At 44.6% G+C, this 24,179-nt stretch carries 20 protein-coding genes and 2 tRNA genes; 6 read left to right on the top strand and 16 right to left on the bottom strand.

Features of this window, described 5'->3' with window-relative positions; all coding sequences use genetic code 11:
* Positions 1 to 133: 133 nt before the first annotated feature.
* From ggt to GJS45_RS19515, 3 genes are all read right to left on the bottom strand, one after another.
* Positions 134 to 1,795: a gamma-glutamyltransferase gene (gene ggt, locus GJS45_RS19525; RefSeq protein ID WP_202928130.1), complete on the bottom strand. Its 1,662-nt coding sequence runs from the start codon at positions 1,793 to 1,795 to the stop codon at positions 134 to 136.
* A 53-nt stretch (positions 1,796 to 1,848) separates the two neighbouring features.
* On the bottom strand, positions 1,849 to 2,163 hold the full coding sequence (locus GJS45_RS19520) for a hypothetical protein (protein ID WP_162343555.1): 315 nt from the start codon (positions 2,161 to 2,163) through the stop codon (positions 1,849 to 1,851).
* A gap of 325 nt (positions 2,164 to 2,488) precedes the next feature.
* On the bottom strand, positions 2,489 to 2,629 hold the full coding sequence (locus tag GJS45_RS19515) for a hypothetical protein (protein WP_162343554.1): 141 nt from the start codon (positions 2,627 to 2,629) through the stop codon (positions 2,489 to 2,491).
* Positions 2,630 to 2,679: 50 nt separating this feature from the next.
* Between GJS45_RS19515 and GJS45_RS19510 the strand changes: the two genes are divergently transcribed.
* The gene (locus GJS45_RS19510) at positions 2,680 to 2,871 is read left to right on the top strand and encodes a type II toxin-antitoxin system VapB family antitoxin (RefSeq protein ID WP_162343553.1); all 192 of its coding nucleotides are present in this window, start codon (positions 2,680 to 2,682) and stop codon (positions 2,869 to 2,871) included.
* Complete coding sequence (locus GJS45_RS19505; protein ID WP_202928129.1) at positions 2,852 to 3,259, top strand: PIN domain-containing protein; 408 nt, start codon at positions 2,852 to 2,854, stop codon at positions 3,257 to 3,259. Before GJS45_RS19510 ends, GJS45_RS19505 begins: the two co-directional genes overlap by 20 nt.
* A gap of 417 nt (positions 3,260 to 3,676) precedes the next feature.
* On the opposite strand, the gene GJS45_RS19500 is transcribed toward GJS45_RS19505, so the two are convergent.
* A tRNA-Trp gene (locus tag GJS45_RS19500) sits at positions 3,677 to 3,749 on the bottom strand.
* 229 nt (positions 3,750 to 3,978) lie between these two features.
* Here GJS45_RS19500 and GJS45_RS19495 point away from each other — a divergent pair.
* Positions 3,979 to 5,256, top strand: coding sequence for a hypothetical protein (locus GJS45_RS19495; RefSeq protein ID WP_162343552.1), 1,278 nt, complete (start codon positions 3,979 to 3,981; stop codon positions 5,254 to 5,256).
* Positions 5,257 to 5,697: 441 nt separating this feature from the next.
* On the opposite strand, the gene GJS45_RS19490 is transcribed toward GJS45_RS19495, so the two are convergent.
* Positions 5,698 to 7,038 carry an amidohydrolase family protein gene (locus GJS45_RS19490; RefSeq protein WP_162343551.1) on the bottom strand — a complete coding sequence of 447 codons (1,341 nt, stop codon included), beginning with the start codon at positions 7,036 to 7,038 and terminating at the stop codon, positions 5,698 to 5,700.
* Between the two features lie 137 nt (positions 7,039 to 7,175).
* Positions 7,176 to 8,474 carry a glycoside hydrolase family protein gene (locus GJS45_RS19485; protein WP_235954880.1) on the bottom strand — a complete coding sequence of 433 codons (1,299 nt, stop codon included), beginning with the start codon at positions 8,472 to 8,474 and terminating at the stop codon, positions 7,176 to 7,178.
* A gap of 323 nt (positions 8,475 to 8,797) precedes the next feature.
* On the opposite strand from GJS45_RS19485, the gene GJS45_RS19480 reads away from it, so the two are divergent.
* A complete protein-coding gene (locus GJS45_RS19480) occupies positions 8,798 to 9,487 on the top strand; it encodes a TVP38/TMEM64 family protein (protein ID WP_162343550.1) in 690 nt (229 codons plus the stop codon).
* A 656-nt stretch (positions 9,488 to 10,143) separates the two neighbouring features.
* A complete protein-coding gene (locus tag GJS45_RS19475; protein ID WP_162343549.1) occupies positions 10,144 to 11,457 on the top strand; it encodes a glycine-rich domain-containing protein in 1,314 nt (437 codons plus the stop codon).
* A gap of 262 nt (positions 11,458 to 11,719) precedes the next feature.
* Here GJS45_RS19475 and GJS45_RS19470 read toward each other — a convergent pair.
* The 3 genes from GJS45_RS19470 to GJS45_RS19460 all read right to left on the bottom strand — a co-directional run bounded on the left by GJS45_RS19470 (position 11,720) and on the right by GJS45_RS19460 (position 14,759).
* Positions 11,720 to 11,792 (bottom strand) — tRNA-Thr (locus tag GJS45_RS19470).
* Positions 11,793 to 11,938: 146 nt separating this feature from the next.
* Complete coding sequence (locus GJS45_RS19465) at positions 11,939 to 13,822, bottom strand: DUF349 domain-containing protein (protein ID WP_394366604.1); 1,884 nt, start codon at positions 13,820 to 13,822, stop codon at positions 11,939 to 11,941.
* A gap of 367 nt (positions 13,823 to 14,189) precedes the next feature.
* Complete coding sequence (locus GJS45_RS19460) at positions 14,190 to 14,759, bottom strand: YqgE/AlgH family protein (protein ID WP_162343547.1); 570 nt, start codon at positions 14,757 to 14,759, stop codon at positions 14,190 to 14,192.
* Between the two features lie 96 nt (positions 14,760 to 14,855).
* On the opposite strand from GJS45_RS19460, the gene pdxH reads away from it, so the two are divergent.
* Positions 14,856 to 15,494 (top strand): pyridoxamine 5'-phosphate oxidase, encoded by a 639-nt coding sequence (gene pdxH, locus GJS45_RS19455; protein ID WP_162343546.1) that lies wholly within the window; start codon positions 14,856 to 14,858, stop codon positions 15,492 to 15,494.
* A 333-nt stretch (positions 15,495 to 15,827) separates the two neighbouring features.
* On the opposite strand, the gene bshB1 is transcribed toward pdxH, so the two are convergent.
* The 7 genes from bshB1 to GJS45_RS19420 all read right to left on the bottom strand — a co-directional run bounded on the left by bshB1 (position 15,828) and on the right by GJS45_RS19420 (position 24,108).
* Complete coding sequence (bshB1, locus tag GJS45_RS19450; RefSeq protein WP_162343545.1) at positions 15,828 to 16,544, bottom strand: bacillithiol biosynthesis deacetylase BshB1; 717 nt, start codon at positions 16,542 to 16,544, stop codon at positions 15,828 to 15,830.
* A 26-nt stretch (positions 16,545 to 16,570) separates the two neighbouring features.
* Positions 16,571 to 17,602 (bottom strand): M23 family metallopeptidase, encoded by a 1,032-nt coding sequence (locus GJS45_RS19445; RefSeq protein ID WP_162343544.1) that lies wholly within the window; start codon positions 17,600 to 17,602, stop codon positions 16,571 to 16,573.
* A gap of 12 nt (positions 17,603 to 17,614) precedes the next feature.
* A complete protein-coding gene (gene trxB, locus GJS45_RS19440) occupies positions 17,615 to 18,553 on the bottom strand; it encodes a thioredoxin-disulfide reductase (RefSeq protein ID WP_162343543.1) in 939 nt (312 codons plus the stop codon).
* A 157-nt stretch (positions 18,554 to 18,710) separates the two neighbouring features.
* The gene (locus tag GJS45_RS19435; RefSeq protein ID WP_010853621.1) at positions 18,711 to 19,574 is read right to left on the bottom strand and encodes a sigma-70 family RNA polymerase sigma factor; all 864 of its coding nucleotides are present in this window, start codon (positions 19,572 to 19,574) and stop codon (positions 18,711 to 18,713) included.
* Positions 19,575 to 19,673: 99 nt separating this feature from the next.
* Entirely contained in the window at positions 19,674 to 21,809 is a 2,136-nt protein-coding gene (gene pnp, locus GJS45_RS19430) for a polyribonucleotide nucleotidyltransferase (protein ID WP_162343542.1), read from the bottom strand.
* A 102-nt stretch (positions 21,810 to 21,911) separates the two neighbouring features.
* The gene (gene rpsO, locus GJS45_RS19425) at positions 21,912 to 22,187 is read right to left on the bottom strand and encodes a 30S ribosomal protein S15 (protein WP_162343541.1); all 276 of its coding nucleotides are present in this window, start codon (positions 22,185 to 22,187) and stop codon (positions 21,912 to 21,914) included.
* A gap of 61 nt (positions 22,188 to 22,248) precedes the next feature.
* Positions 22,249 to 24,108, bottom strand: a complete 1,860-nt coding sequence (locus tag GJS45_RS19420) for an LptF/LptG family permease (RefSeq protein ID WP_162343540.1) — start codon at positions 24,106 to 24,108, stop codon at positions 22,249 to 22,251.
* Positions 24,109 to 24,179 lie beyond the last annotated feature (71 nt).

Raw genomic sequence — 24,179 nt, 5'->3', positions numbered from 1 at the left:
GAAAAAATCCCCCACTCCCATTTTAAAAGAGGAATTTCGTTTACCTTGAGATTTTTAAATACGTAAATACTTCCACGCTGTCGCAAACGATAGGCACTGCTTACCGTTTTCAATTCAGCATAGGAATACACTTCTAATACCCCCCTGCCTGTCCATCCTTTCTGGATTCAGAAGCCCCGTAATACACCCCATTTTTACGCATAATGGCTTGATACCCGCCAAAGATACCCTTTCCCATTCGCAGGGTATGGCCTTTGTCCATTAACTCACGGATCACTTCATAATCGAAGCCTGACTCCAGGTACGTGCCGCCGCTTTTGAGGTTTTCGTCCCGATGATAAATTCGGGGCGCATCGCCTGCTTCTTGCAGGTTCATCTTAAAATCGATGATATTCATGATGATCTGCACATGTCCCTGCGTTTGCATGTCGCCGCCCATCAGACCAAAACTCATAAAGGGCTTGTCGTCCTTCGTCACAAAGGCCGGAATGATGGTATGAAAAGGTCGTTTACCGGGCGCATAGTTATTGATATGCCCTTCTTCCAAAATAAATCCGGCGCCCCTGTTTTGCAGCACAAAGCCCAAGCCCGGGGGCACCACCCGGGAACCAAAGAGTGCCGAATTGCTTTGGATCAGCGAAATCATATTACCCTCACCGTCTGCTACGGTCAAGTAAATGGTGTGGTCGCCCGATGTCAATCCTTCTTCAAACGTTCCTGCCCTTTCGGGATCAATTAGCTTTCTGCGTTCTGCTGCGTATTCCTCCGATAATAAACGCTCCAGGGGAATCGTGCCAAAATCGGGGTCTCCATAGTAGGTGGTCATGTCCGCATAGGCCAACTTTTTGGCTTCTAAAAAGGTATGAATATGGTCGGCACTGCCATAGCCCATGCTGGCCAGGTCGAAGCCTTTGAGGATATTCAGCATCTGAAGTGCCGCCATTCCCTGACCATTGGGTGGCATTTCCCAAATATCGTAGCCACGATAGTTGATCGATACCGGGTCAACCCATTCGGGCTCGTTGTTTGCCAGATCTTCTGTGCTGAGGTAGCCACCTTCCACTTGTACCTGATTGGCGATCTTCTGAGCGACTTTTCCCCTGTAAAACCCGTCTCTTCCTTGGTTGGCGATGATTTCCAGGGTGTTCGCCAGGTCCGGATTTTTAAATATTTCCCCGATGCGGGGTAGCCTCCCATCTCTGGTAAAGTACGTTGCCTCAAAGGATGGATTGCCCGGCCCCAAATTGACGGTTGAAAAATTATCCGATACTTCGGAAGAAACGGGAATACCTTCCCTGGCGTAATTGATGGTGGGTTCCAGCAAATCGCTAAACGCCAACTGTCCAAATTTTTCGTGCAAGGCAAACCAACCTCCCACAGCACCGGGAGTTGTAACAGACAGCGGACCTGTAGTACGGCTTTTACCCGCTTCGATCTCGGCTTTGAATTTGTCTACCGATAGGCTGCCCGGTGATTTTCCGCTGGCATTGAGCCCATACAATTGCTGGGTTTTCTCATCCCAGACAATGGCAAATAAATCGCCCCCGATGCCATTGTTTCCAGGATCGGCAAATCCCAAAAAAGCATTGGCTGCAATGGCTGCATCCACGGCACTCCCTCCACGCTTTAGCAGGTCGATGGCAATTTGGGTGGCCAGCGGATGATTGGTGGCTGCCATTCCATTCCGGGCCAATACTTCAGACCGGGTAGCAAAGGCCTTGCCCGACAACCTGTCCTGTGCTTGCGAAAGGTGGAGCGATGTCAGTAGTAGAAGTAGTGAAAAGAGTGCTTTCATTTTGTCTGGTATTTAGTGGTATTTGTAAAAGGTAGGCGACACAGGAGTTTAAGCTAGGAAAAAAAACGCAAACGATCATGGAAAAAGATGTTAAAGTGGTTCCTACTCAAGCAACCTGGGCGGGCTATGGATACCGGATCCATGATTTGAGGATGTGGGGATGATGCCGTCACTGCGAAGGTGCAAACCGAGTCCAGTCGAATGGTCGTAATCGCCCCGGCACCCGCGGCAGTCTGTCGGTGTGCGAATCCATCATTCGTTTTTGGAGGGCATTCTACGGAGGACTTCCGGTTTCGCTTCGAATCAGATTGCTTCGCTGCGCTCGCAATGACGGTGGTTGATGATTTGATGATGTGGGGATGATGCATAGGGAGGAGCGGATAGTTTACGGGGGTTTTTGTCACAAAGGGCTCAAAGGAGGCACAGAGGGCACGGAGGTTTTTTGGGTTGAAATAGATTGAAGGGAGATTGATAGCCCTTTGGCTTTGCCTCAGGGGTCAGATTGAGGGAGGAAAAAAAAAATAGATTAAGGATTTAGGGATTTGGATTGGGTGTTTTATATATTCCGGATGGCTTTTGGTGGGGTAAATCCGTAATCTACAAGTTCTCTGTAATTCTTTGAGTCCTCCCCACCTATCGGTCGGCAGGCGTTACAAAAATTTATTGCACTGCCTCAGATTCCCCCTTCACCTCCTACTCCACCACTTCCTCCCTATCCACCCATTCCCCATTGAGCATGACTTTTTTGATGGCTAATGGGCCTGTATATCTACGGAGGGGTTGGCTTCTGATTTTCAGCTGATATTTACTATAAATTTGAACTTGAATTTTCATAAATTAGGTTATATTACCATATAATTTTATGTGTATGAACATCAAAAATTATGAGAACGAAATTGGAAATACCCGAAAAGCTAATTAAAGAAGCGATGGAGCTTACCGGTGCTAAAACGAAAAGCCAGTTAATAAAAGAGGCCTTGGAAGATCAAGTAGCACGCATAAAAAGAAAACGATTGATCGCTTACAAGGGAACCATTGATCTGGAAATTGACTTGGATGACCTTAGAAAGCGATAGGATGTCTGGTCACAGGGTTTTGGTGGATAGTTCGGTCTGGATTAATTATTTCAAATCTGGAAATATCCCCATTCTCGACCAGATGATAACGGAAGATTTGGTATGTATACACGAATTAATTTTGACAGAGTTATCGCCCTTTTTGGAACATAAAGGTAGGTATGACATCCTGGAAAATCTCCTTGAAATAGAAAGGATTCCCCTTTCCATTGATTGGCAACTCATCCAAAAATACCAACTTTTGAATCTTCAAAAAGGTGTCCATAAGGTCGGTATTCCTGATTTGATCATTCTGCAACAAGTAATTCATCAAAGGATATCCCTTTTCAGTTTTGACAAGCATTTTAAATTAATGCAGGAATACTTGAGCTTTGAGCTGATTGCATAAGGGAGAATGGGGATGTTTACAAAATAATTGAAAAAGGCACTTATTGAATCGAGTTGGGAAGGGTAAAAGGAATTCGGGTGGCATTTCCGGTTAATAAGCTATAAAAAAAGCTAAACCGTCATGGAAAAAAACGTGAAAGTGTTTCCTATTGCAGCAACCTGGGCGGGTAATGGACACCTGATCCATGATTTGATGATGGGATGGCTGGATAATTTGATGGTTTAGTGATCTGATGAAGTGGTGATGTTGTGATTGCCTTCGGCTCCGCTCAGGGACCGAAGGGTTTTGGTTTTGACAATGGATTTCGGTTCTAAAAACCCCTCCGGAAAATTCCGAAGGGATGGTTTCCACTTGTTACAGGGCGGCAGCCCCTTCTTTCAGGGCACAAAGCCCTCTTCTGCATATTAGCTAGCTTTGCATATGGAAAAGGATTCGAACCTCCGGCACGCGGTTTTGGAGACCGCTGCTTTGCCTGCTGAGCTATCCATGTGTGAGCCTTCGGCCTCGCTTAGGGACCACAGGGACCGATTATTTGACTATGGATTTCGCGTTTTATCTTGGTAATAGCCATTAGGCAACCGTCTTGGATAAAAATGGAAAATCTAGTATAATATACAAGGATATTTTTTTAAATTAAGGAAATTCAACGTAATAAGGCCATAACGGAAAAAATGCAATAGATTGCGGTTAGCCAGTAGTTGCCAGTAATTTTGAAACAAATGCAAAACCATCAAATTACATATTTAGGTTCTTTCGATGACAGAGTAATTTCAAATCAAAACTGGAACTATTTAAATATTAGAACATTAAATGAAATCCTAATATCTCAGTTAATATTCTCGCATAATCCCAAAATCCTAATTAATGATGGATACATAGTCAACTCACCAATTTTCAGAAGAGCCTTATTATCCATAAGCAAAGAATCGAAAGAGCCTTTTCATTATGAAAATTCCCCCCTTTTTTCAATGATTGAAAATGACTATATAAACATATTGAGTAGAAATGATTCATTATTTTCCATGGTTGAGAAAATGGTTGAACAGGACAACAGAACATTTGTTGAATTCAAAAAAATAAAGGGATGGGAAATCGCTGTTCAAAAGTTGGATAGAGATATAGGTGAATATTTCATAAAGTGGCCAAAATTTGATTTAAGCCAAGGGTTTATTCAGTTAATGGATGAATTACTAATACAGAACCCGAAAGATCTCAATCTTTCTATAGATTTAAATAGCTATAAATCTATAGCAGAAAATTTCAGGGAAATAGTTCATAAGGATAGTAATGGGCCTCGAGACAAATGGGAAAAGATTGTAAAATCTAGTAAACATGAATATGAGTTGATGAAAATCGCTAACAGGGCCTATCATTACAATTTTGCTATGTGCCTCAATGACGATACTTTTGAAAAAGATAACGTTCAAGTCAATAGTATAGCCAGTAATCTATTTTTAGATAAAATTGTTGAGCCACTAGAGTCGGATTGTAACTTCCGAAAATTGAATTTTAGAATTCCTGAAAAAATTCGAATTGACAATAGATTTATTCGGGCTTTAAGAAGTGGAAATGACCTATGTCATGCTCATAATGAATTCATTCAAGCTAATTTAGATTATATCGAAGGTGGAAGTGCAGAGGTGTTGGAAAATGCCCAAAAAAAATTTAAAAAGGAAATTATAGAATTTGATAAAAAAAGCAATCCTGCAAAGAACAATAATGGATTGGAAGTTCTAATCAGTTTATCTTATGGAGGATTGGGAGGTATTGGTAGTACTATTGCAACTGGAGAACCAATATTGGGAGTTTTAATAGGTGTCCTTACAGCACTCGGAGGTGCTACAAATAAAGGAATAAAATTGTTAAAAGGCTTATACAAATATAAAGGGAGAGGATACAATTTAATTTACAATAGAGATAAAGCGTCCATTGATAATTTTACTATAGATGGTGCGAAGTCCAAACAGCATACTGAAAAACTTAATATTTTTAAATAATCTTATAAAAACTACTGGCAACATATTATAAATCGCAAAGTGAAATTTGATCATGCACCATCTTTAGATTCTCGCATCGCCGAACACATCCACAGACAAGAACACTCTCTAAAATTGAATAAGTGGACCTGGCATCAACCGTGGTGGCAATTTTTTCATTGGGGTTGAATTTTTTTCAAAAAACCCTCCGGAAATTTCCGAAGGGACGGTCACGTGTTACGGGACAAGAGCCATTGAGTTACCCTAATAGGCATTGTTACATCCTCTGATTGGTCGAGTGTCAGATACTATTAGGGCTGAGAAAAAAATGGATAGCGATACGACCCTTCGACTCCGCTCAGGGTCCACCTAAATTAACCCATAATCTCTGCGCCCTCTGTGGTTCTTCGGGTCTTTGTGACAAAAAATTTATTGCACTGCCTCGGATTTTCACGTCACTTCCTACTCCACCATTTCCTCCCTATCCACCCATTCCCCGTTGAGCATGACTTTTTTGATGGCGTACATGGCTTTGATATCTACGGAGGGGTCGCCTGCTACCAGGATCAGATCGGCCAGCTTGCCGGGCTCAATACTTCCGAGGCGGTCCTGGGTTCGGAAATAACGGGCATTAAGAATGGTACTGCTGGAAATAGCCTCCAGCGGTGTCATACCTGCAGCAACCAATAGCTCCATCTCCCGCTGATAGGCAAGGCCGGGTTGGGCGTATTTACCAGAATTATGGGAGCCGGTAACCACCGTGACTCCTGCCTGATGCGCCATTCCTACGAATTCAAGCATATTTTGGAACGCCTTTGCCTGATACTCCTCGTCACCAACTTGCCTTTCAAAGGTGGTCAGGGTGGGTGATAGTACCACCTTATTTTTCACTGCCAGGGCAAGCACCTCTTTCACCCGGTCAGCGGACAAATCGATCTTTGACCACAGGCGGTACCTGCCGTCCCTTCTGTAACTACTGTTTTCCCGTACCGCTTCCCGGAATTCCATTGCGTCTTCCGGATCGGCCAGGGAGGTACCAAAAGAGGTGATGTGTTCGATCCCCTGAAGCCCCGCCATCATGGCATCGTCTGCATCTACCAGCTCTAAATGTGCCACTACCGGTATATGGTAAAAATCAGCCGTCTGGATCACCGTTTCATAATATTTCAAGGGAAGCCGGAAATAAATTTTGATGCCAGATCCCCCCTGTAATACATAGTCCTTTATTAACGATTGTATATGATCGGTACTCCTTACCAGCGAGGCCTGATCCAGGTAGACCCCCGGATAACCGTCCAGATGGGCTCCGGTCAGGTACACCCGGGGCATTTTGGCCTGTGCAAAATGCAGGGATTGGTAAAACCGAAAGGGATGTCCCGGATCCCGGACAGTCGTCACCCCATTGGTAAGAATGGCATGCAATGCTTTGTTGTTATTGACATTATGTAAATGGGAATCGATCAGACCCGGCAGCAGACTCATACCGGTACCATCCGTTCGTTCAGCTCCTTCCGGAACGATAACCTCGTCTTCAGTACCTGCTTCCCATATGCGATTGCCTTTGATCAGCACGACTGCATTTTCCAGGGGCGGCCCTCCCAGTCCATCTATCAGGCGAACATTTACAATCGCGCTGACCTGATCATTTGAAGGCCCGGCTGGTGGGTTTACCTCCAAAAGGGAGGGGTTTTGCGCCAACGCCAGGTGAGTCAGACCTAAAAAACTGCCGATCAGCAATAAAACAAAACTGTTCGATAATTTCACCGCTTTCTTTGATTTCACATTCATTTGATAACTGTTCATGTTGGATCTTCTAAATGTATTCATCCTTTCCCAACAAAACAAGCAAGGGGAAGGGGGGGCTCGACCCGAAATGGAGATCGGTCCCCGTATTTATTCCATAGCGTCCTTCGTTAAGCCACCGGTTCGAAACAAAATGCTCACCTGACCTTTAACCAAGTGCTTTCGGTCACATTGCTGGTCTCCCGAGGGTCAACCTCATACAAGGTAGCACGCTCATTTACCCCGGTATACATGCCATTTAAAAAATGACAGTTGGCTACTTTTGCCTGTATCCTTACCAGGGATTGGCCATTTCCCATGATGTTCATGGCCTGAATGGTATGAATTTTACCCGGTAGCGATTCTTCTCCATAGCCCCTCCCTCCAATCAGCAGGGCTTCATATCTATCCTCCATGGCTCTGAAAATCACCCCACTGATGTAGATATGATGGATTCCTGCCCGGTCGCTGCCCCGTATCGCAACCGCACGGTACCGGTTTTCACAGGAGATATTCGTAATCACCACTTGCTCGATATCATCTTCCGGTCCGTACCAGCGACTGGCTGTTACCATACTCCCGTTGATATCTCCATTTTGCTTGGGAATATCCGGGGCGGTATCCAAATTAGAAAGCGCTATAAAATCATCCCCTGTTACACCAGAGACATGATCGATCCGAACGTTTTTACAACCCTGTCTCAGGTTAATCCCATCCTTATTCGCCGTCATCAATTGCTCTCCATCCACGGTCACAAACTCTTCGTTGAAAATAGTCACATCGGATAGGTCTATTCCCACCGTTCGCTCAAAACTAATGGTCCAGCCATGGGCATTTTCAAAACGAACATTTTTTAGACTGAAGTCCCGGACGTATCCGATCAACACCATGATGTTCCGCCAGTCGCCCGTTTGCTTCAAACCAGGTTTTCCGGCATCACTTCCATAACTTACCCGCCAATTTCCCTTTTCCTGCTCTGCTTGTGGATTCAGGCTAAGCGTCCTGGCACCGTCACCCGTTGCCCGGGGATTGACCGCCCCTTTGAGTACCGCATTTCCAATTCCGTAAATTCGTATGTTTTCGTTCCAAACCGGGTCAGTAATGCCTGCCCCTACATTGTCCGAACGGAACAGGTTGTCCCTGCTTGTATCAGAGAGTTGCAAGGTGCAATTGTCCAATATCAGCGTCATATTGCTGGGCAACAACAGCGCACTATCAATCATCCATATGGAGGTTCCATTGGCATTTTCCTTCGGAATGCGTACCACTTGGACACTTTCCTTCGCGGCTTCTATCGCATGGATAATGCGCTCGGTATCCGTTCCTTCAAATGCATTGGGAGTTACTGTTTGGGGTATCCCAATTCCTCCACTGCCAATAGCAAGGTTTTGGAACCCAAAAAGAAAAAACGCCAGGCAGCAATACATTACCCAACGAAAAGAGTTGCTCGTCAACATAGGGAGTTACTTTTCAACAGAATAAAATTAAGTTAGCTCATACGATCGTTCCGCAAATAATGCGAACCTATACCGGATTTCCGTAAAGGAGGTATTTCTACAAGTAATCGAAAAATAGCCATCTTTGACGGATAATAAAAATCAGCAATTGTCGGAAAGAAAAAACAAGGATCCGAAAAAGAGTCGGGAACAAATGGAAAAAGCCGATGAATCCGGAAACGGAGGTTTCTCCATAGAAATCTTCCCTTTTTTTTCTAAAAATGAGTACTTTCGGTACAATCTATGCTATTCCATAAACTGTTTTTATCGTTAACTCTTGATGCATGTCCAAAAATAAAACGGCTGTTTGGCCCTATATTCTTTCCAGTATTTTTTTCGGAACGCTAATCGCTCTTTATTTCCTAAACGACTCGGTTCGGGAATTTTTTTCAGAGGCCTGGGAGGTGCTTCGCAGCAATGACGAGGAAAGAATATCCAATTGGGTGGGGCAATTTGATTTCTGGGGGCCGCTTCTCATCGTGGCTGCCATGACCTTGCAGATGTTTCTGTTTGTGGTGCCCTCCTTTCTATTAATGGTCGTAACGGTAGTGGCCTACGGACCCTGGGCCGGGGCGGGGATCATCCTGGTGGCGATATTCACGGCTTCCACCATCGGTTATGGAATAGGGGTTAAATTCGGTACACCAGTGATCGACCGAATCCTTGGCCAAAAGACGGAAAAGAAAATATCCGAATTTCTGGAAGATTATGGCTTCTGGGCCGTCATTGTGACCCGGGTTTCCCCCTTCCTATCCAACGATGCCATCAGCATCATTGCGGGTATGTTGCGCATGGGCTACTGGAGATTTATCGGCAGTACCATGTTGGGAATAGCCCCCCTTACGGCCGTCACCGCCTTTCTGGGGGAAAATACGGATCGCCTGAAAGGCGGCTTGGTATGGGTGGGAGCGATCAGCCTGGTAGGTTTTATTGGCTATGTCTGGTGGGATCGAAAGCGGAAAAAAAACACCTAGGTGTACCCCTGTTTTAATCAGAAAGCACAATTAAAAGTAGTTTTCGCTTCTGACTCTAACAATTGTACCAGTCATTTTTTTAACAAGCGATTATAGAATATAATATATATAATATGATTAATTGCATTTCAATTTCATTCGTTGGTTTAATAGACTTTTCTTATCAGGAATATGTATTTATTTATATCTTCCATAGTTGATCGTTAAACAATATGACGAAATGTTTAATGAAACCCTTACATTTCTGTTAACTAGAAAGTTTTTTCATACCCTTAAGAGTTCTCCAAACAGGCAAAGGCGCACCAGTATGCATAAGGACTTTAAATTATAACCAAAAGAATAACACGAAGAAACCTGCTAGTGTCGACTTTGACCCACCTTTACTTACCTCCTTTACTTACCTCCTTTACTTGCGTGAGAAATCATTATTTCTAAAAAAGTAACTTTAAAAAGAAAAAAAACAGTTCTCTAGATAAACAAAATATCTCTTTCAGTAGTTGGTTTTTTTTCTAAAATAAAAAGGTCTTAGAATCAACAAAGTTATTATCTGAGAAGTTTATCGTTTAAATAAGAGAACATCATACATGACTATTAATTTTTTTAAAATTTATCAGATAAAAATTATATTATTATTTTTATTAGCATCCAATATCTCATTGGCACAGAGATTTGAAATCATTCCAGCGGTAACGATATCTACTCCCGGTTACAACACGTATACCGTACTTACTTCGTCTACACTAGGACCTAGCGAATATGTTGACGAGATCGTACTGAGCGTAATTATTGTAGGAGGCGGTGGCGGAGGAGGCAGAGGTCAAGGCGCAGGAGGAGGAGGGGGTGGCCAGGTAATGACTTTTACCATTGATACTACCCCAGGGAATTTATTTTCATACACAGTAGGTGCAGGTGGCGCTGGTAGTGCTAATGACGGGGTTGGGGGTAATCCCGGAACTCCAACAAGTTTTGATACCCAAACTGCAAACCCTGGTCTTGGTGGTGCTGGAGGAAATGCTGGACCTGGCGAGCGATCAGGTGTGGGAAGGCCAGGAGGGGCCGGAGCGAGTGCGGGTGGTAACAGGAGAGCAGGTGGTGGTGGTGGTGGTGCTTCTGGCAATGGATCCAATGGGATTGTAAGTAACCGTGGCCAGCCCAGGGCTACAGGAGGGAATGGAGGAGCCGGACTACTTGGATATGGTGGGGGTGGTGGAGGATCGGCCAGCTCTATCCGGTTCCAAACCCAAGGGTTTGGAGTAGATGGTGGCACAAATGGTGCTACAGGAACGGCATCAAATGCCACAAACGGCGGAGGCGGTGGAGGCGGCAGTACCAGAGGTGGGGATGGAGGCAACGGACTGGTCATCATCTCTGCTACCCTCATTATACTTCCTGTAGAATATGCCTACATCAATGCCTCTTTTGAAGATCAAAGTCGCATTGGTACTATCACCTGGGCTACTTTTAAGGAACGGGAAAACTCTCATTTCGAAGTAGAGCGTGCACTCAATAATATAAAGCATTTTGAAAAAATTGGAAAAGTAGAAGGTGTAGGATATTCCGATCTTCGCACTGACTACAGCTTTTCCGATGATAACCTGCCTCTTTTTGGCTGCACGGCCTATTACAGATTAAAGCAGGTAGCCTATTCCGGCGCTCTTTCCTACAGCAAAACCGTGGGAATAAAAATCTCACAGGCAGGTATAACCAATGGGGTGTGGCGCGCTTACCCAAATCCAATGCTAGATGAACAGCTGAGAATATCTTTACTTGATAAATCCCGGTATAACCATGAAAAAATTACGTTCCGAATTATACATCCTACACTAATCAGTCCAGCAATCACAGTCAATTCCGAAAATGAGATGAATGACCAATTAGCTACCCTTATCCCAAAATCTCTTAAAGGTATAATGGTTTTGGAAATCAAATGGGGTCAGAAGGTGGAACATATTAAGGTGGTTAAGAAATAATTCTCCTATTCCTTTTTTGCAGATTATGCAGATTATTCTTTCAGGATTTTTGAAATAGCCTTTATAGTAGCAACCCAACAGGGATAGCAACTCAACGTCCCCTAAGCCAACTCCTGTTTCAGGAGGAAAAAAAGGAGGGTGGTAAAATTTGAATCTCAATATCCTGTAGAAGTGTATATGAAGGAATTAAAAAAATCCAGACACACTACCAATTCCATAAAAAAAACCACTACGAATCGAAGACTCGTGAGTGGTTTATTTGAGCCTCCTGTCGGGATCGAACCAACGACCTACTGATTACAAGTCAGTTGCTCTACCAGCTGAGCTAAGGAGGCTTCGGGAAGCATTTGTATCTTTATCAAAAGACGAAAGGATCATTTATCCCCGAATGCGAGTGCAAATATAATTTGATACGGCTGGTAAATCAAAATTTAAGCAAGAAATTTTACCCGAAAATTACTAGGTCACTCAATCTGAGAAGTTAAAATTCCCGGATGATGGATAGTTTTTTCTTTAACTTATCCACTTCCTGCTCTGCTTTGTCAATTTTTTCCTCAAACTGGTCTTTCAATTTATCGGCCGTCTTCGAAGAAGCAAAAAACTCCAGGTTGTTTCGCCACAAGGTGATGTTGTTTTCCAAATCGGAAATTTGCTTGCGAATACCATGTTCCTTTTTATTAAGCACCCGAGTGCTATTGGGGTCGGACTGCAGTTTGTTCAGATTAAGGCGAAACAGAAAATCATCCTTGCTTTCTCCCTCCAGATCCAACTTGCCCATATAGGTATTTACGGCCTCATTGAATTTGGCCGAAATGTCCTTCATGCTTTTTCTGGGAACAAAACCGATTTCATTGAACTCCCGGATCAAGGATTCCAATCCATCCGGACTGACTTCATCCGGCTCGTTGGCGGCCGTCAAAATGCGGGTACACACATCCTCTTTTGCCGCCAGATTTTCTTCGAAGGCTTTGTTCGTTTCCTTGTTCGCATCCCGGCGGTTATTAAAGAAGGTATCGCAGGACTTTTTAAACCGGGTGTACAAGTCATCCCGGAATTTTTCGGGAAGGGGACCCAATTCCTTCCATTTCTTTTGTAACTGAATCAGATGATTAGAAGTTTCCTTCCAGTCGGTACTGTCCTTATGAGACTCCGCATCGGCAATCAATTCCTCCGCTTTTTCCTTATTTTCGTTTCGAATCTCATCCAGCTCTTTGAAGAACTGGTTTTTATGATGGAAAAACTGCTTGAATAATCCCCAAAATGTTTTATTGATCTCTCTTCCGGATTCCCGTGGAACGGGCCCGATGGCTTCCCATTCCTTTTGAATAGCCAAAATTTCCTTGGTCTTGGAATTCCAATCCCTGATTTTTTCGGCCTTAAATTCCTTAAAAACCGTTAGCTTCTCGATCAGCTTTTCCTTTAGTTCCTGATTGGCTTTAAATACTTCTTTTTGACTGTCGTAGTACGCTTTTCTTTTGTTGTATACCGAATCCGAAGCGGCTTTGAAGCGGGTCCACAAGGCTTCCTGTTCCTCTCTCGGTACAGGCCCTATGTGTTTGAATTCCTCGTGCAGGTCGTTTAGCACACGGATGGCTTCCTTGATATCTTCCAGGTCGAGCAAGGCTTCCGCCTTATTACACAGCTCCAGCTTACTTTCCAGGTTTTTCTTTCGATCTAGTTCTTTCAGTTCAAAATAAATACTCCGGTTATCGTAAAACCGATCCATCAGGGCATTGTAGGAGGCCCATAGGTTTTTATTCTGGCTATGAGGGACGGGTCCGATTTTTTTCCATTCTTCCTGAATCTTTTTAATGGTCTCTATGCTATTGGTGGTCTCTTCCCCATCCACCAAATTCCGCAATTGGTCCAGAATTCCATTTTTCTCCTGGGCATTTTTCTCCTTAGACCGCTCAAAATCCTTTACCTGCTGGTGCTTCTTATCTTTGAATTGCTGATAGGTGGCAAAAAACTCCCTATCGGCATCCGAACCCCGGTAGTCAAACCCTCCTTCTTCGCCTCCTTCTTTTATAAATTGCTGAAGGGCCTCCTCCTTTTCCTTGGAATAAAATTCTTCGTAATGATTCTTTATTTCCTGAACAAGGCCATCCCGCTTGATAAAATCTTGCTCCTGTGCAAACTCTTTCAAGGCCTTTAACAACTGGGGCTTGGTGAAGTTATTAAAATGCACTTCTTCTTCGTGCTCCTCCTCTTGGTTTTCTTCGGTGTCCGAGTCCTGGGCCTTCTGCTCCTCGGCTTTCTCCCTTTCGTCTTGAGGTGGATCGGATTCCACATCCTTCGCTTTCAACTCTTCTTCTTCCTGCGGCCCTTCCTGATTTTCTCCGGATTCACCGTCCCCAGCGGTCATCTTCTCTCCCTCCTTCTGTGCTTCCTGAGTAGGATCCGACTTTACATCTTGCGCTTCAGACTCAGGTAGCTTCTGCTGTGCTTCCTGATGGTCTTCGCTCTGTCCATCCTGGACGTTCAGCTCCTCTGATTTTTCCTGCTTTGCCTGACTTACTTCGGATTCCTCATCCTGCGGTTTCGGCGCTTCTGCCTTCTGCTCCGCATTCTCCTGATTCCCCGTTTCTGTTGCATCCAAACCTGATTTTTGGCGATTTACCAAATCTTCAGTAACCTTATCCGTTTTACCGGAAACTTCTTTATCCTTATCCATAATTGTCTTGTATTCCTGCGTATTTCAAACCATGCTAAACAAAAGTAGCAATTTTGGGCTAATTAAGTCTTGGGTCTATGGGATAATTTGCCAAAACCTGGAAATCACCTCCCATCTCTTTCAATATTACCCGCCAAAGATCATCTGGTTCTGCCTTAAAAATATTCCGAGCATGGGTATTGTCGCATACGATCCAGGTATTTCCCGTCACTTCTTCGTCCAGCTGCCCCTGATCCCATCCGGAATATCCTATGAAAAACCGAAAATCGGCACTATTGATTTTCCCCAGCCTGTATTTCTCCATCAGTTCGGCAAAGTCTCCGCCCCACCACAATCCATCTCCGAGCGCAATGCTGTCTTCTAACGCCTGCTCTCCCTGATAAATAAAGTGAAGGGTGTTTTGCTCCACGGGGCCTCCTACATATACTTCCTTGTCCCGAAAATCACAACCATCCAGCAATTCATCAAGTTTAAAAATAGAAAGCTTGTTTAATACCAAACCAAAAGAACCCATCTCGTTGTTTTCACATAGCAATACCACTGACCGGACAAAATTTTCATCTTGCAGAAACGGCTCTGAAATCAGCAGACTTCCGGATTGAGGCGGTATGTTTGGTAGTGGCATCATCAAAAATATTGGATACGAGGCTTTAATATAAAGTAAAAATTCTTAATTACAATATATTTGTATTTCAAAATTGGATTTGTGCCTTAAAATAGAAAAATGAAACTAGCAGACATAAGAAAGGAATATTCCTCTAAAACTTTAGATATAAAAGGGATGTTTACCAGCCCTTTAGAACAATTCGAGTTATGGTTATCAGAAGCAATTACTGCTCAAGTAAACGAACCTACCGCCATGCATTTGTGCACCGTAGATGCGGAGATGAGGCCAGCGGGAAGAATCGTTTTACTCAAAGGAGTAGATCAGGGGTTTGTTTTTTTTACCAATTATGGCAGTAACAAAAGTCAGCAACTCTCCCATCAGCCCTATGCTTCGCTTACCTTCTTTTGGCCGGAGTTGGAACGACAGGTACGCGTATCTGGAACCGTGGCCCGGATTAGTGCCCTTGAATCAGACGAATACTACCTGAGTAGGCCACAGGAAAGCCAGATCGGAGCCTGGGTCAGCCCACAAAGCCAGGTAATTCCGGATAGGGCGTTTCTGGAAAAAAGACTAGTGGAAGCGGTAAGCAAATTTCAAAAGGAGCCCCTGAAAAGGCCTGAAAACTGGGGCGGTTTTCGGCTGGAACCGGAATCCATGGAATTCTGGCAAGGCAGACCGGCCCGTCTGCACGACCGGATTCTGTATACGCTTTCGGTTACTGACAATCATTGGAAAATGGAAAGGTTAGCGCCTTAACGTACCCAATGGTTTACGAAGTTGATGGTGTTTTTCGCTGTTGTTTTTTAGTCATACTTGCCGACCGATAGGTGGGAAGGCCTCGAAGGAGACACAAAGATCGCAAAGGTTTATTTCCCATTCGCACTTTGCCCATCGGGTTTTCAAGCTAAGCCATCATTACAAATACCTCCATCTCGTTTTCACCGTAATATACGGGTGTAGAAAAATTCACCCAAATCCTGTCATCTGTGCATATCTGTGAAATCTGTGGTGCCTAATAACGTTCACCCCTTAGGAATCGCATTGGTTATCGGCAGCAGATTCGGTAGCAGCAGGGCGTGAAACCAACTTTTACAATAAGTCAAAAAGATCACTTACGCCTGTTACACGCTCTACTGTAAATCCTTCCCCGTATTTTACATTGATTTTATGGCCCATTTCCCGGCTTCTTGCTTCGATAAAATCCAGAAAGTCCGGCCGGGAAATGAAACTCTCCGGCTCCTTGGAATCCGGATTGTAAAATTGCGACTGAAAAGCCAGGATGCTGTTAATCTTGGTTTCCCAATGGGAAGAGATATCCACTACCAAATCCGGTTCGATGTAATTATTTTGAATGTAGTGGTAAATAAATTTCGGTCGCCAGGCTTCTTGAGGTTTCCCGTCTTTTTCGGTTTCCAGTTTTCTCAGTCCGCTGACAAAACAAGCATGGGAAGCCAGGCTTCCACCCTTTCCATGATCCGGATGCCGGTCACTAACCGCATTAGCCAGCACGATTTCCGGGCGATAGGTCCGTAGCACCCGGGCGATAGCAATCTGGTGCTCCTTATCATCCTTAAAATAAACATCCTGAAACCCCAGGTTTTCCCGCATACTTAGGTTCAATATTTCGGCTGCTTTACCGGCTTCTTTAATGCGAAGCTCAGGCGTGCCCCGGGTGCCCATTTCCCCACGGGTAAGGTCCAGTATGCCGACTTTATAACCTTTTGCCACATGTGAAGCGAGGGTACCGCTGCAGGAAAGTTCTGCATCGTCAGGATGTGCGGCAATGGCCAACATATCGAGTTTCATAGCTATCCGTTTAGTAAAAACATTCTTTATTGTATTTGTAATCGCTGCCCGATCCTCAAAATGGAACGGGTGCTGATGCCATTCAGGCGGGTGATCTGACTCATTCGGACCCCGTACCTTCGGGCGATCACCGAAAGGTTTTCACCGGACCGGACGCGATGGTAAATGGCCTCCCTAAGCATAATTTCATGATCAAAACTCGTCGAAGTTAGCGTATAAACGGGAGATTTGATCCTTTCAATATCAAAATCAAATATGTCGGTAGGATTGATCGAAAGCCCTTGATACCGCACTTCAAAATGCAGGTGCGGACCCGTACTTCTTCCGGTATTTCCCCCTAGTCCTACCACATCCCCTGCCCTGATCTCCTGGCCAATTGCTACACTCACTTTGGACAGGTGACCATACAAAGTCTCTAGTCCATTTCGGTGGCGAATCACCACATAATGACCATATCCGTATCGTTCGTAAGACCGGATCCGCACAATTCCATCGAACGCTGCTTTTACCGGATCTCCTACCTTCAATTTCAGATCGGTTCCATGATGCCAGCGGTACCGCCTTTTCCCAAAGGCAGAGTTGATTTTGGTATTGCTCACAGGGGCACTCCAGTTGGAACCAAAATCCGGATCAAAAAGAATGACCGGTATCGTATCGTTAAACTCCCTGGGATCAAAATCGTAGCTATTGATCTTTTCACTATCCCACAGTCCATAATATTCATAGGCGGTGATCCAAATGCTATCAATAAGTACTTTCTCAGCCACCTCTACCAGTATATTAGTAGGAGCCCATATCAGGGAACTGGTATCTTCATTCACCAGGGAAAGCCGCTTTCTGAGATCCAGACTTTCCTGGAAAATCAATGCATCGGTTGCTTTTACCAGGTCCTCCCGGTATTCATCTGCATCAAACATCTGGAATGTATCCGGTAAACGGAGTCGTTTCTCCACCAATCCAGGCCCCTTTCCAGAGGGTGTTCTCTCCTGAGCGAAACTACTAACGGTCGTAAAAAGGTACAGTACTAATAGCAGGATCCATTGCTCGGATTGCTTCATTTGCTATCCGACTTACTCTTGTGCTGCCAGAAAACGCTCCGCATCCAGTGCCGCCATACAGCCGGTACCTGCTGCAGTGACTGCTTGGCGGTACTCGTGATCCTGCGCATCGCCGGAGGCAAATACCCCGGGTATATTCGTATGGGTACTTCCGGGTACGGTCTGAATGTAGCCATTGGCATCCATGTCTACCATTCCGGCAAAAACGGAAGTATTGGGCTCATGACCAATGGCCACAAAAAAGGCTTCTACGTCCAACACTTTTTCTTCACCCGTTTGATTATTTTTTACCCGTACTCCGGTGACTTCCTCTTCTCCCAGGATTTCCTCGGTCTCGTGATTCCACAAAATTTCGATTTTGTCGTTTTTCATTACCCGATTCTGCATGATCTGAGAGGCACGCAGCTCATCCCTCCGAACCAACATGTATACTTTTTTGCAGATGTTAGCCAGGTAGCTGGCTTCTTCACAGGCCGTATCTCCCCCACCAACGATGGCGACCTCTTTTCCTCTAAAGAAAAACCCATCACAAACCGCGCAAGCAGAGACTCCTTTACCATTTAATCTCGTTTCACTTTCTATTCCCAGCCATTTGGCGGAAGCTCCGGTAGAAATAATGATCGTATCAGCAATTAGGGGCTTGCTTTCATCTACCGTCACCTTAAATGGTCGTTCACTCAAATCGACCTGCGTGACCACCCCATACCTTACCTGTGTGCCAAAGCGCTCGGCCTGTTTTTTAAAATCTTCCATCATTTGGGGACCCATTACCCCGTCCGGATAGCCGGGATAATTCTCCACGTCATTGGTAATGGTAAGCTGTCCACCGGGTTGCACACCTGTATACATCACAGGGGTTAATCCTGCTCTGGATGCGTAAATAGCTGCTGTATATCCTGCTGGTCCTGAACCAACGATTAATACTTTTATACGTTCAATTTCCTGATTCATTGTTTATTGGGTTACCGAATTTTAGCCAATTCTGAAATATATTGGATTAATAACAAAATATAAAAGTAAAAAAGTTTAAAATTCCCTATAAAATTTCACTATTATACAAAAAAAGGGCAAAGAGCCCTTTTAAATTATATCATTCCCCTCAAACATCTTATCCCAGATAGGGTTTCAAAGTCTTGCTTCTGCTCGTGTGTCTCAATCTGCGGATCGCCTTTTCCTTGATCTGCCGTACGCGTTCCCGGGTAAGGTTAAACTTTTCTCCGATTTCCTCAAGGGTCATCGCGTGTTCTCCGTTTAACCCAAAATAAAGGGTAATCACATCTGCCTCCCGTTGGGTGAGGGTAGATAGGGCTCGCTGTACTTCCTTGCGAAGGGAATCGTTCATCAAACCGTCATCGGGTTTGGTCTCCCCGTCATTTTCAAGGACGTCGAGCAGGCTGTTTTCCTCGCCTTGCACGAAGGGTGCATCCATGGACACATGCCTTCCGGAAATTTTCATGGTATCGACCACTTCTCCTGCCGTGACCTCAAGTACTTCAGCCAGTTCTTCCGGTGAAGGCTCTCTTTCAAATTTCTGCTCCAGTTCCGAAAAGGTCTTACTGATTTTGTTCAGCGACCCTACCCTGTTTAGGGGCAACCTTACGATACGGGACTGTTCGGCAAGTGCCTGCAGGATGGACTGGCGAATCCACCAAACCGCATAGGAGATAAATTTAAATCCTCTGGTTTCGTCAAATCGTTGAGCAGCTTTGATCAAGCCCAGGTTTCCTTCGTTGATCAAGTCTCCCAAAGACAAGCCTTGGTTTTGATATTGTTTGGCAACAGAAACAACAAATCGGAGATTAGCTTTGGTTAACTTTTCCAGAGCCAGTTGGTCACCTTCCCGGATTCTTTTGGCCAAAACCACTTCTTCATCTGCTGTCAATAGATCTACCTTACCTATCTCTTGAAGGTATTTGTCAAGAGACTGACTCTCCCGGTTGGTAATCTGTTTACTGATTTTAAGCTGCCTCATTCAATTTTATCTATTATTTTTAATGCACACATAACAGAAGTTTCCCGAAAATAAGTTCAATTTTCAGTAATTGTTCTAAATTTTCAGGAAACATTCAGCTTATTTATCTTTTTTTTCAGGCTTTGGTATCAAAGCTTTTCTGGATAACTTGTATTTGCCGGTTTTTTTGTCGACATCAATCAGCTTTACTGAAATCTCCTCTCCAGACTCCAAAACACCATCCATAGACTCCAGTCGCTCCCATTTGATCTCAGAGATGTGCAACAAGCCGTCCTTACCAGGCATAAATTCTACAAATGCACCGAAGGGCATGATGTTTTTAACTTTGCCGGTGTAGACTTCGCCAATTTCAGGTTGCGCCACGATGGCTTTGATTCGGGCAATAGCTCCGTCCATCGAATCCTGATTGTTTGAGAATACGTTGATCTTACCCATATTATCTACTTCCTCGATAATAATGGTTGCTCCGGTGTCTTTCTGGATCTCCTGAATCACTTTACCTCCGGGGCCGATTACCGCTCCGATAAGCTCTTTAGGAATCTGCATGTTGTATGACCTTGGGGCATGGGGCTTGAATTCTCCTCTTGGCTCCGCCAGGGTTTTGGTAATTTCTTCCAGAATATGAAGCCTTCCTTTTCGGGCTTGATACAAAGCTTCTTTCAGCACGTTGTAGTCCAGTCCTTCAACTTTCAGGTCCATTTGACAGGCCGTAATCCCTTTGGCGGTGCCCGTCACCTTGAAGTCCATATCTCCCAGGTGATCTTCGTCTCCCAGGATATCCGATAGAATGGTATAATTACCGGTTTTCGGATCCGATATCATTCCCATCGCAATACCCGTTACGGCTGATTTTATTGAGATACCTGCATCCATCAGGGCTAATGAGCCAGCACATACCGTCGCCATGGAGGAGGAACCGTTGGATTCCAGAATATCCGATACGATCCGGATCGTGTAGGGGTTGTCTGCATCTGCAGGCAACACTTTTTTCAAAGCCCTCATGGCCAAATTACCATGACCTACTTCTCTCCTACCCGGACCCCGGTTGATTTTTACTTCTCCCGTAGAAAATCCAGGGAAATTGTAATGCAGGTAAAATTTATTGAAGCCGGAATGAACGGCTCCATCTACCATTTGCTCATCCAACTTAGTACCCAGGGTACAGGTGGTGATGGATTGGGTTTCTCCCCTGGTAAAGATGGCCGATCCGTGTGCGGAAGGCAGGTAATCTACCACCGACCAGATGGGACGGATCTCGTCTGGATTTCTTCCATCCAGGCGTTTCTTTTCGGTCAGGGTAAAGTTTCTGGCTGCCTCTTTGTGAATTTTACCAAAATATTTCCCTATCAGGGACTCGTTAAACTCGTGTTCTTCTCCCAGGCTCTCGACAAAGCTTTCTTTGATGGCTTTGGTCAGATCGGTACGTTCCTGCTTATTGGGAATCTGCCGACTGACTACCTCATACAGTTTGTCATAGAGCTCAGCCTTCATTTTTTCTAAAAGGGCTTCGTCATTTTCCTCGTGGCTGTACTCCCTCTTTTGCTCTTTTCCAACCAGTTTGGTCAACTCTTTTTGAACCTGACAATGCCTCTTTAACTCTTCATGGGCAAACTGAAGGGCTTCTACCATTTCATCTTCTGAAATTTCGTCGCCTTCTCCTTCTACCATGAGGATGAATTCTTCCGAGCCTGCCACAATCAATTCCATGCTGGCTCTTTCCAGATCCGAGGGCTTGGGATTGATGGTAAGCTTCCCGTCGATTTTTGCCACCCTTACTTCAGAGATGGGGCCATTGAAGGGGATATCGGAAACGGCCAGGGCCGCAGACGCTGCAAGGCCTGCCAAGCAATCCGGTAAAATGTCCTCATCGGAGGACATCAGCGTGATCGTTATATTGGTGTCGGCATGGTAATCATCCGGAAAGATGGGACGTATTGCCCTGTCTACCATTCTGCTTATCAGAATTTCGTAATCGGACAACCTGCCTTCTCGCTTTAAAAACCCACCCGGTATTTTTCCGGATGCGGCAAATTTTTCCTGATAATCTACGGACATGGGAAGAAAATCCACTCCCTCTCCGGCTTCCTTTTTAGTAACTACAGTGGCCAATAGTATGGCTTTCCCCATACGCACCACCACGGCACCATCTGCCTGCTTGGCCAGGGCACCTGTCTCAAGGATGATTTCCCTGCCATCTTCCAGTGTGATGGTTTTTGAAATTAAATTTGGTAACATAAATTTTTGAATCTGTAAACGTGTATAGTTGTAAAAGTAAGGCTTAATACTAGGAGGTAGCAAAAAAGTAAGGTTCCTTGATACAAGGAACCCCACGTGTTGTTATTTACGGATACCGAGGTCTGCAATCACAGCCCTGTATCTTTCGATGTCGATCTTTATCAGGTAATTCAGCAATCGCCTTCTCTTACCTACCAGCTTCAAAAGACCTTTTCGTGAAGAGTGATCCTTTTTGTTGGTCTTTAAGTGGTTCGTCAGATGCGTAATCCTGTAAGTAAACAGGGCAATTTGAGATTCAGGTGACCCTGTATCTGTTTCTGACTTCAACCGACCATGATTTTTGAATAGTTCTACTTTTTCTTCTTTCGCTAAATACATGCTTAGTCAAATATGATGTTAATTTTTAAAACAAAGACAAAGGTAGCTGTTTTATTCCAATTTATAAAACTTCTTCTTTCAACTTTTTTTGAGGCCACCTCCGGACGAACACCTTCTTGATTTTATCTGCTATCCCTTGGTAAAAATCAGGTTCAAACAGGCGGGCATCTTTCCGCGCCTGCCGAAGAAAGAACAATCCAAAGGGGATCAGCATCAAGTTGGAAAAAAACGTTCCGAAAAAGATGTCTGACATTCCTTCTTTCGCCCACTTTTCTCCCGTGATGGTCAGCATGTAATACATAATAAAAAAAATGATGGACAGCAACACCGGCATGCCCAGCCCCCCTTTCTTAATAATGGCTCCTAAGGGCGCACCAATCATAAACAATACAAAACAGGCCAGCGACTGGGTATACTTCTGATACCAGGCTACCTTAAAAACCCGGTAGTTTCGGGCTATTTCCTGTATTCTTGCCTTATTGGTTGTGAAATTATTTTTGATATTCCTGGCAGCCGTCAAGCCCACGGTCGCCTGCGAAGTTTGGTAGCGAGGGGTGCTTCTTATCGAATCCAGCCGCTCTTGCTGCTCCGCTGTCAGCTCCATGACGGGTTCGGGAGTTTTGGCAACACTGCTGGTATTACCGGCAGTTTGGTTGATCTTGCGCAAATCCGGTTGGGATGCCCGGGTAGGGTCGTCCCCATCGGATCCGGTGCCACTGGAATCCGCGTCTCCGGTGCGGGCAAGGGAAGCGTTGTCTTCATCTAATGCGGTTTCCGGATCCGGCTCCACTTGTAAACTATCTTGGGAAATGCCTCCTGTAGAATCCCTGCTAACAAGAGCGCTATCAATACTGCTATCGGGATTTGATGGCCGCTGAGCGGTTCCAGTGCTATCCGGACCATTGTTAAGTGCGATGCCATTCTCGGCATTCTCGTATTCGTCCTTGTATTTTAAATTCCTGATGGAGTCGGATTCTGTTTTTTTCTCCAGAATCTCTTTGGGAGGTGTCAGTTCCCTGGTTCTTCCAAAATAATTGTAGGAGGCTTCCGTATTGGCAAAATTGAAGAAATACCAATGATTTAATTCCCGGTCCATGGAATCCAGGTCCACACGGATCTCTCCGATATTCTTTATAGACTTACTATTGGACCACAAATTCTCCGGTGTCCTTTTCATATCAAAAGCGTCAAGGCTGAAAACCATTTCGTTCATGTCAAAACTGGTTCTGCTAAAGGATACCGGCTTGTCCTTGATCCCTCGCTGGCTTCTCCCTTCCTGATAACTATGGCCATGATGCAGGGTAAGCATCATGTAGCGTTCGTTAAAAAAAGGCTCCATACGTCCCGAATCAGCAGTGATGACGTGCAGGTTACCCTGACCTTGGGTATGATCGTAGATCAACACATCCTCTAGCCTCACCTCATCCAGCTTCCGGTTTACCTTTATACTGTAGTTGGGAATGCCATTGTAAAACACCCCCTCTTTAATGTCCAGGGCGGGTGACTTCATCCGGATATCGTACAGGAGTCCAAAAGTTTTAAGATTTACTTTGGGAACCAGGTAATTATTGGACAGGTAGGCAAATAGGGATAGAAAGACCACAAATATCCCTATGGGAAGCATGGCCCTGAGCAGGGAAATGCCGCTGCTCTTAATTGCGGTAAGCTCAAAATGTTCTCCCAGGTTACCAAAAGTCATCAGGGAGGAAAGCAATACCGCCAAGGGAAGGGCCATGGGAGAAATGCTCACCACAAAATAACCAATCAACTCCATGTAGACCATAAATGGCAGGTCCTTCCCAAATATTTCATCGAAATACTTAAGCATGTTTACCGTCAGCAGGATAAAATCCACCACGATAAAGGTGAGCAAAAAGGGCCCTATAAAAGACCCGAGGATCAGTTTATCTAATTTTTTCATGAAACGCCTTTAGCCTTACTTCTTTAAAGACGAAACAAAATTGAACATATTATGTCAAAAAAAGGAATATT

Source organism: Cyclobacterium salsum, from assembly GCF_010119245.1.
Classification (GTDB): Bacteria; Bacteroidota; Bacteroidia; order Cytophagales; family Cyclobacteriaceae; genus Cyclobacterium; species Cyclobacterium salsum.
This window is presented reverse-complemented; position numbering and strand designations above follow the sequence as displayed.

What these genes read in the sequence shown, in the direction of transcription:
- ggt (WP_202928130.1), bottom strand. Translation starts at nt 1,795, where the DNA reads ATGAAAGCACTCTTTTCACTACTTCTACTACTGACATCGCTCCACCTT.
- GJS45_RS19520 (WP_162343555.1), bottom strand. Translation starts at nt 2,163, where the DNA reads ATGCATCATCCCCACATCATCAAATCATCAACCACCGTCATTGCGAGC.
- GJS45_RS19515 (WP_162343554.1), bottom strand. Translation starts at nt 2,629, where the DNA reads ATGAAAATTCAAGTTCAAATTTATAGTAAATATCAGCTGAAAATCAGA.
- GJS45_RS19510 (WP_162343553.1), top strand. Translation starts at nt 2,680, where the DNA reads ATGAGAACGAAATTGGAAATACCCGAAAAGCTAATTAAAGAAGCGATG.
- GJS45_RS19505 (WP_202928129.1), top strand. Translation starts at nt 2,852, where the DNA reads ATGACCTTAGAAAGCGATAGGATGTCTGGTCACAGGGTTTTGGTGGAT.
- GJS45_RS19495 (WP_162343552.1), top strand. Translation starts at nt 3,979, where the DNA reads ATGCAAAACCATCAAATTACATATTTAGGTTCTTTCGATGACAGAGTA.
- GJS45_RS19490 (WP_162343551.1), bottom strand. Translation starts at nt 7,038, where the DNA reads ATGAACAGTTATCAAATGAATGTGAAATCAAAGAAAGCGGTGAAATTA.
- GJS45_RS19485 (WP_235954880.1), bottom strand. Translation starts at nt 8,474, where the DNA reads ATGTTGACGAGCAACTCTTTTCGTTGGGTAATGTATTGCTGCCTGGCG.
- GJS45_RS19480 (WP_162343550.1), top strand. Translation starts at nt 8,798, where the DNA reads ATGTCCAAAAATAAAACGGCTGTTTGGCCCTATATTCTTTCCAGTATT.
- GJS45_RS19465 (WP_394366604.1), bottom strand. Translation starts at nt 13,822, where the DNA reads ATGACCGCTGGGGACGGTGAATCCGGAGAAAATCAGGAAGGGCCGCAG.
- GJS45_RS19460 (WP_162343547.1), bottom strand. Translation starts at nt 14,759, where the DNA reads ATGATGCCACTACCAAACATACCGCCTCAATCCGGAAGTCTGCTGATT.
- pdxH (WP_162343546.1), top strand. Translation starts at nt 14,856, where the DNA reads ATGAAACTAGCAGACATAAGAAAGGAATATTCCTCTAAAACTTTAGAT.
- bshB1 (WP_162343545.1), bottom strand. Translation starts at nt 16,544, where the DNA reads ATGAAACTCGATATGTTGGCCATTGCCGCACATCCTGACGATGCAGAA.
- GJS45_RS19445 (WP_162343544.1), bottom strand. Translation starts at nt 17,602, where the DNA reads ATGAAGCAATCCGAGCAATGGATCCTGCTATTAGTACTGTACCTTTTT.
- trxB (WP_162343543.1), bottom strand. Translation starts at nt 18,553, where the DNA reads ATGAATCAGGAAATTGAACGTATAAAAGTATTAATCGTTGGTTCAGGA.
- GJS45_RS19435 (WP_010853621.1), bottom strand. Translation starts at nt 19,574, where the DNA reads ATGAGGCAGCTTAAAATCAGTAAACAGATTACCAACCGGGAGAGTCAG.
- pnp (WP_162343542.1), bottom strand. Translation starts at nt 21,809, where the DNA reads ATGTTACCAAATTTAATTTCAAAAACCATCACACTGGAAGATGGCAGG.
- rpsO (WP_162343541.1), bottom strand. Translation starts at nt 22,187, where the DNA reads ATGTATTTAGCGAAAGAAGAAAAAGTAGAACTATTCAAAAATCATGGT.
- GJS45_RS19420 (WP_162343540.1), bottom strand. Translation starts at nt 24,108, where the DNA reads ATGAAAAAATTAGATAAACTGATCCTCGGGTCTTTTATAGGGCCCTTT.